This window comes from Microbacterium ureisolvens (assembly GCF_015278315.1).
In the GTDB taxonomy this organism is placed as follows: Bacteria; Actinomycetota; Actinomycetes; order Actinomycetales; family Microbacteriaceae; genus Microbacterium; species Microbacterium ureisolvens.
The window spans coordinates 52,107-61,785 of record NZ_JADIJE010000017.1 but is presented as its reverse complement, the minus strand read 5'-3'; the positions used below and the strand labels follow the sequence as shown (position 1 = coordinate 61,785).

Genomic DNA, 9,679 nt, shown 5'->3' with positions numbered 1-9,679 from the left:
GCGGACGTCCACGAGGTGCTCGACATCCAGCGCCGCGTACTCCAGCCATGACTGGGGCAGCGGCCTGGTCGACCAGTCCGAGGCGGATTCCCTCGCCACCCCGCGAGCCCTCGAGGTCGCCCGGCACCCCGGTCGCCTCGACCGGCACCTCGACCCCCGCGACCGCCTCGACCGGCAAGCCGGCCCTCGCGGCCGCCTCACCCGCCGTGTCTGACCCCGCCCCCTCAGGCGACCCCCGACCGGCCGTGCGCGCCGCCTCGATCGCCCAGAACACCGACTCGGGTGTCGCGGGCGACGCGAGCTCGACGCTGCGGCCGTCGGGGCCGAACGCGCCGACCGCCTGTCGCAGCGCCTCTCGAACGCTGAAGGCGAGCAGCAGCGGCGGCTCGCCCACGGCCTTCGAGCCGTAGACCGCGCCGTCCTCGCGCGCGTTCTCGAACAGCCGCACATGGAACTCCTCGGGCATCTCCGAGAAGCTCGGCAGCTTGTACGTGCTTGCCGACGGGGTCTGCAGCCGGCCGCGCGTGGGTCCGTCGCCGGTGTCCCAGCGCAGCTCCTCCAGCGTCAGCCAGCCGACCCCCTGGACGAAGCCGCCCTCGATCTGCCCGATGTCCAGCTGCGGCGACAGCGAGTCGCCGACGTCGTGCACGATGTCCACCCGGCGCAGGCGCGAGGCGCCGGAGAACCCGTCGACCTCGACCTCGGCGGCCGCGGCACCATAGGCGAAGTACTTGAAGGGCGACCCCTGCTGCCGCTCGGCATCCCAGTGCAGGCCCTCGGTGCGGTAGTACCCCGCCGCAAAGAGCTGCACCCGCTGCAGGTAGGCCTCGGCGACGACCTCGGCGAAGGCGAGCCGCGGACCGCCGCCGCCCACCGTGAACACCTTGCCGTCTGCGAAGCGCACGTCGCGCGCGTCGGCGTCGAGCAGCCGGCCGGCGACGGCCGCAAGCCGGCCGCGGATCTCCTCGCATGCCAGCTTGACCGCACCGCCGTTGAGGTCGGCGCTCGACGACGCGGCCGTCGCCGACGTGTTCGGCACCTTGTCGGTGCGGGTCGGCGCGAGCCGAACGCGCCCGAGCTCGACGCCGAGCGCGGTCGCGGCCACCTGCAGCATCTTGGTGTGCAGGCCCTGCCCCATCTCGGTGCCGCCGTGGGTGATGAGCACCGACCCGTCCTTGTAGACGAGCACCAGGGCACCGGCCTGGTTGAACGACGTGAACGTGAACGAGATGCCGAACTTCACCGGCGTCATGGCGAGCCCGCGCTTGCGTTCGGTGTGTGTGGCGTTGAACCGCTCGACCTCGCCGCGACGCCGGTCGAACGCGGACTCGTCGCGCAGCCGATGCCAGATCGCCGGCATCCGCTCGGCGTCCTTGACCGGCTGCCCGTACGGGGTCGCCTGACCCGGGCGGTAGAAGTTCCGCTCGCGCAGCTCGACCGGGTCGATGCCCAGGAGCGGTGCCGCGCGCCCGAGGACGTCCTCGATGAGGAAGACCCCCTGCGGCCCCCCGAACCCCCGGAACGCCGTGTTCGACGGCTTGTGGGTCTTCGCGACGCGGCCGTGGGCGCGGAAGTTCGGGATCCAGTACGCGTTGTCGACGTGGCACAGGGCGCGCCCCATCACCGGCTCCGAGAGGTCGAGGCTCCAGCCGCCGTCCGAGGTCAGGGTGGCATCGAGCGCCTGCAGCCGGCCCTCCTCGTCGAACCCGGCGAGCCACGACATGTGGAAGGGGTGACGCTTGCCCGTCATCGTGATGTCCTGCGTGCGGTTCAGCCGCAGCCGCACCGGCCGGCCGGTGACCTTCGCACCGAGGGCCGCGATCGCGGCGAGCCCGTGCGGCTGCATCTCCTTGCCGCCGAAGCCGCCGCCCATGCGCAGGCACTCGACCGTGACCTCGCTGGACGCGACGCCGAGCACGTGCGCGACGATCTCCTGCGTCTCGGAGGGGTGCTGCGTCGAGCTCTCGACGAAGTAGCGCCCGTCGGGCTCGCGCACCGCGAAGGCCGCGTGGCCCTCGAGCGAGAAGTGCTCCTGGCCGCCGACCTCGCTCACGCCCTCGATCACGAACGCCGAGGCTGCGAGAGCGGATGCCGCGTCCCCGCGTGCGATCGTGCGCGCCACGCCCTGGAACGACTCGGCCTCGATCGCCTCCTGCACGGTCATGATCGACGGCAGCGGTTCGTACGACACCGTGACGGCCGCCGCACCCCGGCGTGCGGCATCCGGTGTCTCTCCCAGCACCCACACCAGGGCGTGCCCGTGGAACATCGCCTCCGCCGGGAAGAGCGGCTCGTCGTTCTTGACGCCGGCGTCGTTGACACCGGGCACGTCGCTCGCGGTGAGCACGCGCACGACCCCCGGCACCTCGTACGCCGGAGCCGCGTCGATCGTGACCAGGGCGTGCGCGACGGTCGACTGCACCGGCCATGCCGTGAGCACGCCGTGGGCGCGCGCGGCGAGGTCGTCGGTGTAGACCGCGGCGCCGGTCACGTGCAGCGCGGCGCTCTCGTGCACCACCGTCCGCCCGACGACGGGGTTCTCGGGGCGGTCGGCCAGGGAACTCATGCCGTCGCCTCCTCCCGCTCCTCGCCGCCGGCGGCGAACAGCGCCGGCAGCGCGGTGCCGAGCATGCGGGCGCGGTACGCGGCGCTCGCGCGGTGGTCGTCGATCGGCGACCCCTCGCGTTCGAGGACGACGGATGCCGCAGCCGCCGTCTCCGCCGTCCAGGGGCGGTCGACGAGGAACACCTCGGTGGCGAACGCGCGGATCGGGGTCGCGGCGACTCCGCCCAGTCCGACCCTCGCGGAACGGATGACCCCGGCGTCGAGATCGAGCGCGACGGCGACGGCGACCGACGAGATGTCGTCGAAGCGCCGCTTGGTCACCTTGTGCAGCCCCGTGACATCGGGCGCGGCGACCGGAATCCGGATCGAGCGGATGAGCTCGTCATGACGGCGCACCGTGGCGCGGTAGCCGGTGAAGTACTCGGCGAGGTCGACGTCGCGCTCGCCGTCGTCGGCCGAGACCAGCACGACGCGCGCGCCCAGCGCCAGGAGCACCGGCGCGGCGTCACCGATGGGCGAGGCCGTGCCCAGGGCGCCTCCGAGGGTGGCGCGGTTGCGGATGAGGCGCGAGGCGAAGCTCGGCATCAGCTCGCCCAGGAGCGGCACCCGCCGGCCGCCGCGCTGCTCGAGCTCGCTGAGCGACAGCGCGGCCCCGATCTCGAGTGCGTCCTCGACCTCCTCGAGCGTGCGCAGTTCCGCGAGGCGGTCGATCGCGATGACGAGGGGTGCGCGGGCGGCGCGCAGGTTGACGTCGACGCCCCAGTCGGTGGAGCCCGCCACGGCGACGGCGTCGGGCTCGTCGCGCAGCAGCTCCAGCGCCTCCTCGAGCGTCTCGGGTCGCACGAAGCGGCCGGTGCCGTCGCTCACGTCGGTCGCCACGGGCGCGGGGGCCGGGGCGCTCGACCGTCGGCGCAGCGGATCGTCGTCCTGCGGCATCCCGAGCGCGAACGCCGCGTCGCGGATGGGGCGGTAGCCGGTGCACCGGCACAGGTTGCCGCCGATCGCGTGCAGGTCGAAGCCGTTCGGCCCGCACTCCGGCGTCGCCTCCTGGGCCGCGCGGCCGGGGCGGTAGAACTCCGCCGCCATCGCGCACGCGAAGCCCGGCGTGCAGTACCCGCATTGGGAGCCGCCCGCGGCGGCGAGCTTCTCCTGGACGGGATGCAGCGCTTCGGGCGACCCGAGTCCCTCCGCGGTGAGGACCTCCTGGCCGTCGAGCGCGTGGGCGGGCACGAGGCAGGCGTTGACCGCGGTCCAGACGCTCCCGCCCTCGGAGTCGGTCTGGGCGACGAGCACGGCGCACGCGCCGCACTCGCCTTCGGCGCAGCCTTCCTTCGCGCCGGTCAGCCCGATGCCCCGCAGCCAGTCCAGCGCGGAGGCGTGCGCCACCGTGCCGGCGAGCGGGACGACCCGCCCGTTGACTGTCACAGCGCTGTCTGGGTTGGTGCGGATGCCCGGAGTCTACGCCGCGCCCCTCGACGTGCAAGGTGCGCCACGACACCCCTGGACAGGGTCCGCCCACAGGAGGATCGTGTGCGTGGGGACACACACTGGGAGGCTGTCATGTTCACACCCGATCGGCCGTTTTCGAGTTTCGCCGTACCCGACATCGGCGAAGCCGCAACGTTCTACCGCGACACCCTGGGGCTCGACGTCACCGTCTACGAGGAGATGGGCGGCGGCTTCACGATCGCCCTCCCGGGCGGCGGCAGCATCTTCGTCTACCCGAAGGAAGACCACGAGCCCGCCGTCTTCACGATCCTCAACTTCAGCGTGGAAGACGTCGACGCCGCCGTCGACGACCTCAACGCGCGGGGCGTGGTGACGAAGATCTACACCGACCCGGACTACGGCACCGACGAGAAGGGCATCTCGCGCGGCTTCGAGGGCGGGCCCGACATCGCGTGGTTCAAGGACCCCGCCGGCAACGTCATCGCCGTGGGCCGCATGGAGCCGCAGATGATGGGCGAGCGCTGACGCCGTGAAGCGACGGATGCCGCGGGCCGCGGCATCCGTCATCCGTCCTCGCTCGTAGGGTCAGGGGAGCGCAGGCCAGCCATCGGGGCCGAGCGAGCCGGCCGGGTACTCCTCGAGCGGCACCTTGCCCGCGCGCCAGGCGGCGAGCACCGGATCGACGATGCGCCACGACTCCTCGGCGGCGTCGCCGCGCACCGACAGGATCGCGTCGGCGTCGAGGATGCCCGAGAGCACCTCGCCGTAGGCCTTGAGCGCGCCCTCGCCGAGGTCGGCGCCGATCGTGGCGCGCTCGAGCTCGAACGGGTCGTCGCCGCCGTTGACGTTGAGCTCGAGGTCCATGTGGTCGGGTCCGAGGGAGAAGCGCAGGATCGAACCGGGAGCGGGGCCCGTGAGGCCGTCGGGAACATGGTTGACGCGGCGGAACGTCACGACGATCTCACCCTTCTTCTCGGGCAGCGCCTTGCCCGAGCGCAGGCGGAAGGGGACGCCCTCCCAGCGCTCGTTGCGCACCTCGCACACGAGCTCGGCGAGCGTCTCGGTCTCGCGCGCCGGATCGACGCCCTCCTCGTCGGCGTAGGAGGGGAGCGTGCGCTCGCCCACCGTGCCCGCGGTGTAGCGGGCACGTCGCGATGCCTGCGACGGGTCGTCGCCCCAGACGTGCGTGGCCCGCAGCACCGCGGAGGTCGCGTCGCGGAAGTCGCGCTCGTGCAGCGTCGCCGGCGGCTCCATGGCCAGGATCGCCATCACCTGCAGCAGGTGGCTCTGGATCATGTCGGCGAGGGCGCCCGCCTTGTCGTAGTAGCCAGCCCGGCCCTCGAGCCCGAGGCTCTCGTCGTAGCGGATGACGACAGACTCGATGTCCTGCGCCCGCCACACCGGGGCGAAGACGCGGTTCGCGAACCGCACCCCCAGCAGGTTGAGCGTCGTCGAGCGCCCCAGGAAGTGGTCGATGCGGAACACCTGCTCCTCGGGCACCAGACGCGCGACCGTCGCGTTGAGCTCTCGCGCCGTCGCCTGGTCCACGCCGAACGGCTTCTCGAGCGCCAGCACGGTGCCTGCGGGGATCTCGACGCTCGCCAGCGCTTCGCACGACGCCTTGGCGACCGCCGGCGGCACGGCGAAGTACAGCGCGAGGCGGCCGTCCGGATTCGCGAGGAGGCGCCTGAGGTCGCCCGCATCGGTGATGTCGGCGCGCTCGTACGTCGTGTCGGCGACCGCCGCGAACGCCTCCCCGAAGCCGCCCGACTCGAACGAGCGCCGCACGGTGTCGCGCCAGCGCGCGTCGTCCCAGTCCTCCATCCCCGCCCCGCGCAGCCGCACCCGGCGGTGCGGCTCGAGGGTGAGCAGCTGGCCCAGCGCGGGCAGCAGCAGTCTCGACGTCAGGTCGCCCGTGGCGCCCAGGATCAGAAGCGTGGTCTCCGCCGACATGGCCCCACGGTATCCGGGGCGGCCCGCGTGGAGGAGGCCCTGGCGGCGGCGCGCGTCGTGTGCAAACGGGCGGGTCCCGCATCACCTCGGCCGAGGCGGCGGGCCGGCCGCCTTGGGCCGGGAGCGACCGGTTGTCAAGGGCGGTTGCCTCCCGGGGCTGCAAACGTACGCTCGCGGGACGGGGGATGGCACCGAGGAGGATCGCACCATCGTGAAGGCAAGTCAGCAGCGTCTCGTCGGCGGGTTCGGGAGGGATGCTGATGGTCGCGGGTGAGGGGCACCGGGGCCGATCGCTGATCACCCCCGACACCGAGAGGAACGACGCGTCGGCACGAGCGCTCGCGGACGCGGCCCATCTCCAGGAGTTCGGTCGCGACATCCCGTCCACCATCGACTGGTGCGTGAGAGTCGGCCGGAGCGCACCGTCTGCGGGCGCCGGCGAGACGGCGATGCTGTGGGATCTGCTGGCGGCGACCGCGCGGCGCGACGTCGCGGCCGCCCGCGTGCTCGAACCGCACCTCGACGCCCTCGGCATCCTCCGGCAGGCGGGAGCCGACCGCGACAGCGATCCGTGGCACATCTCGCGGATCGGCGCCGACGAGCACTCGTCGTGGGGCGTGTTCGCCGCCGAAGGCGCGGGCATGCGCGTCGACGCGCGCGAGACCGATGCCGGCTGGACACTCACCGGCACGAAGCCCTGGTGCTCTCTGGCGACGCACCTGTCGCATGCCCTCGTGACGGCGTTCGTCGGCGACGAGCGGCGGCTGTTCGCGGTCGCGCTGCGCGGGCCGGGCGTCAGCCCGCACAACGGGCCGTGGGTGGCGCGCGGACTGCCCGACATCGTCAGCGCTCCCGTCGACTTCGACCACGCCCCGGCGGCGCCGATCGGCGAAGTCGGCTGGTACCTCACCCGTCCGGGCTTCGCGTGGGGCGCGATGTCGGTCGCCGCGTGCTGGTGGGGCGGCGCCCTCGGGCTTCGCGACGCCCTCCGCGTCGCAGCGTCATCGGAGCGGGCCGATCAGGTCGCGCTGGTGCACCTCGGACGAGCGGATGCGGCGCTCTGGGCTGCCCGCGCGGTGCTGCGGGAGGCGGCCGACCTCGTCGACGCGCGGGCGGGGATCGATGAGCGACTGCTGGCCGAGCGGGTCCGCGGCGCGGTCGTCCACGCGGCCAGAACGGCGCTCGCCGAGGCGGACGCGGCGCTCGGTCCGGGCCCGCTCGTGTCGGACCCGGCCTATGCGCGCCGGGTCGCCGATCTGCACCTCTACCTCCGGCAGCATCACGGCCTGCGCGATGCCGCCCGGCTGGGCCGGCTCGCCGTCGAGAGCGAGGTCGAGGCGTGATGCCCACGTTCAGCCACCTCGATCCGGGCACCCCGGAGGCGCTCTGGCGCGACGAGATCGCACGACACGGCCTGCAGCCACTGAAACCCGACTTCGACCTCCTCGTCGTGGTCGCCGCCCACCCCGACGACGAGACCCTCGGCGCCGCAGGCCTCATGCGTCGCGCAGCGGGAATGGGTGCGCGGGTCGTGGTGGTGGTCGCAACCGATGGCGAGGCATCCCATCCCGACTCGACCACCCACGCTCCCGCGACGCTCGCCCGACTGCGCCGTGACGAGGTGCGCGAAGCCGTCGACCTGCTCGCGCCCGACGCCGACATCAGATTCCTCGGGCTGCCCGATGGCGGCCTCGACCGGTCCAAGGCCGAGCTGCGTGAGCGCCTCGGCGCGATCTTCGATCAGCACCGCAGAGTCGACCCGCAGCGGGTGCTGGTCGCCGTCCCCTGGGCGGGTGACCGCCACCGCGACCACCGGATCGCCGCCGACGTGGCCGGCACCATTGCCGGCCAGCGGCGTCTCGATCTCCTGGAGTATCCGGTGTGGGCCTGGCACTGGGGCTCGCGCGACGACCTGCCGTGGGAGCGGATGGCCGCGCTCACGCTCACGTCGGACGAGCTCCAGGCCAAGCGCGACGCCCTCGCCCGCCATGTCACCCAGGTCGCGCCCCTGTCGGGCCGGCCGGGCGACGAGGTGCTGCTGCACGCGGGCATGCGGGAGCACTTCGATCGCGAAGTCGAGATCTTCGTCATGCCGGCGGGGGAGGAAGACCCGGAACAGAGCCTCGACGCGCAGTGGTTCGACGAGTTCTACCGCCGCAATGGCGACGATCCGTGGGGTTTCGAGACGCGATGGTACGAGGAGCGCAAGCGGGCGCTGCTGATGGCGGCGCTGCCCCAGCGCGAACTCGGGCGCGTCTTCGAGATCGGCTGCGCGACCGGACTGCTCACGCGCGAACTCGCCGATCGGGCGCGATCGGTGATGGCGATGGATGCCGCGACCCCGGCCGTGGCGGCCGCGCGCTCGCGGCTGGAGGGCACGCGCGGGGTCACGGTGCGACAGGGCGGCATCCCCGCGGATTGGCCGGAGGGCAGCTTCGACACCATCGTGCTCTCCGAGGTCGGCTACTACCTGTCGCCGGCCGATCTGCAGCGCACCTGCGCGCTGATCGAGCAGTCCCTCGCGGATGACGGATGCCTCGTCGCCTGTCACTGGCGTCACGCCGTTGCGGAGTACCCGCAGTCCGGTGACGCGGTGCACGAGACCCTGCGCGCGGTCGCCGCGTGGGAGACGGTCAGCCTGCACACCGAGAAGGACTTCGTGCTCGAGGTCTTCGCCCGTCGTCCCGCGCAGTCGGTGGCAGAGCGCGAGGGGCTCGCATGAGCCGCACCGAAGCCGACGTCATGATCGTCGTCGTGCCAGTCCGCGACGAGGAGCTGCTGCTGGAGGCTTCGCTGTCGGCGCTCGTCGATGCGGTGGACGCGGCGTCGTACGCCGGGATCCGCACCGAGGTGCGCGTCGTGCTCGACAGGTGCACCGACGCCTCCGCCAGGATCGCGGCCGACTTCCGCTTCCCCACGCTCACCTCCGACGCGGGGCGCGTCGGGGCTGCGCGGGCGCTGGGCGTCGACCACGCCCTCGGCGCAATGGCCGGCACATCGATCGACCGCATCTGGATCGCGAACACGGATGCCGATTCCCGCGTCCCCGTGGGATGGCTCACGCACCTCCGAGCGATGTCGCAGACCGCCGACGTCTGCGTGGGAACGGTGCGGCCCGACTTCGACGACCTCTCCGCGGCGCAGCGCGCGCTCTGGTTGCGCACCCACACGCCCGGCCGCCCCAACGGCCACGTGCACGGCGCCAACCTGGGGCTGAGCGCTCGCGCGTATCTCGCCGCCGGCGGCTTCGCGCCCCTTGGGGAGCACGAAGACGTCGACCTCGTCGCCCGCTGCCGCAACCGAGGCGCTCTGGTCGTGGCCAGCGATGCGGCCGAGGTGCTCACGTCAGGCCGTCGCGCCGGGCGGACCCCCGGAGGCTACGCGCGCTATCTGCGGCAGCAGGCCGCGGATCTCGCGCTCGACGCCGCCGGCGGGGGAGAGGACTGAGCCGTGTGCTATGGTTGTATGTTCCCTTCGGGAGCGCGCGTCCGTCTCTCTGCCTCAACGTGGAGACGCAGACCTGGACGCCTCCATCCTCATCCGCGGCTTCTGCACGCCGCACGTCGCGAACGCTCTCGCCGCTTCGCGCCCCTCGAACGAAACACATGATCATGCATACCCCCACGCCGGCGCTCGCCTGGCGACAGGCCGACGACGATGTCTTCGTCGCGACCCGCGCCGACGAGTACGCCGGCTTCATCGACGTGACGCC

At 72.8% G+C, this 9,679-nt stretch carries 7 protein-coding genes; 4 read left to right on the top strand and 3 right to left on the bottom strand.

Annotation, left to right across the window (positions count from 1 at the left end; translation table 11 throughout):
• On the bottom strand, window positions 1-2,566 hold a 2,566-nt coding region (xdhB, locus tag IM767_RS19270), incomplete at its 3' end, for a xanthine dehydrogenase molybdopterin binding subunit (RefSeq protein WP_242061629.1).
• Window positions 2,563-3,990 carry a xanthine dehydrogenase small subunit gene (locus IM767_RS19265; RefSeq protein WP_204161296.1) on the bottom strand — a complete coding sequence of 476 codons (1,428 nt, stop codon included), beginning with the start codon at window positions 3,988-3,990 and terminating at the stop codon, window positions 2,563-2,565. The genes IM767_RS19265 and xdhB, both read right to left, overlap by 4 nt.
• 135 nt (window positions 3,991-4,125) lie before the next feature.
• On the opposite strand from IM767_RS19265, the gene IM767_RS19260 reads away from it, so the two are divergent.
• The gene (locus tag IM767_RS19260; RefSeq protein ID WP_109208549.1) at window positions 4,126-4,539 is read left to right on the top strand and encodes a VOC family protein; all 414 of its coding nucleotides are present in this window, start codon (window positions 4,126-4,128) and stop codon (window positions 4,537-4,539) included.
• Window positions 4,540-4,599: 60 nt separating this feature from the next.
• On the opposite strand, the gene IM767_RS19255 is transcribed toward IM767_RS19260, so the two are convergent.
• The gene (locus IM767_RS19255; RefSeq protein ID WP_109208548.1) at window positions 4,600-5,967 is read right to left on the bottom strand and encodes a glucose-6-phosphate dehydrogenase; all 1,368 of its coding nucleotides are present in this window, start codon (window positions 5,965-5,967) and stop codon (window positions 4,600-4,602) included.
• A 260-nt stretch (window positions 5,968-6,227) separates the two neighbouring features.
• On the opposite strand from IM767_RS19255, the gene IM767_RS19250 reads away from it, so the two are divergent.
• The 3 genes from IM767_RS19250 to IM767_RS19240 are packed head-to-tail and all read left to right on the top strand — an operon-like array spanning window position 6,228 to window position 9,414.
• Window positions 6,228-7,310: an acyl-CoA dehydrogenase family protein gene (locus IM767_RS19250; protein ID WP_239453066.1), complete on the top strand. Its 1,083-nt coding sequence runs from the start codon at window positions 6,228-6,230 to the stop codon at window positions 7,308-7,310.
• Complete coding sequence (locus IM767_RS19245) at window positions 7,310-8,689, top strand: bifunctional PIG-L family deacetylase/class I SAM-dependent methyltransferase (RefSeq protein ID WP_109208547.1); 1,380 nt, start codon at window positions 7,310-7,312, stop codon at window positions 8,687-8,689. The genes IM767_RS19250 and IM767_RS19245 overlap by 1 nt, the downstream gene beginning before the upstream one ends.
• Window positions 8,686-9,414: a glycosyltransferase family 2 protein gene (locus IM767_RS19240; protein ID WP_239453064.1), complete on the top strand. Its 729-nt coding sequence runs from the start codon at window positions 8,686-8,688 to the stop codon at window positions 9,412-9,414. The genes IM767_RS19245 and IM767_RS19240 overlap by 4 nt, the downstream gene beginning before the upstream one ends.
• Window positions 9,415-9,679 lie beyond the last annotated feature (265 nt).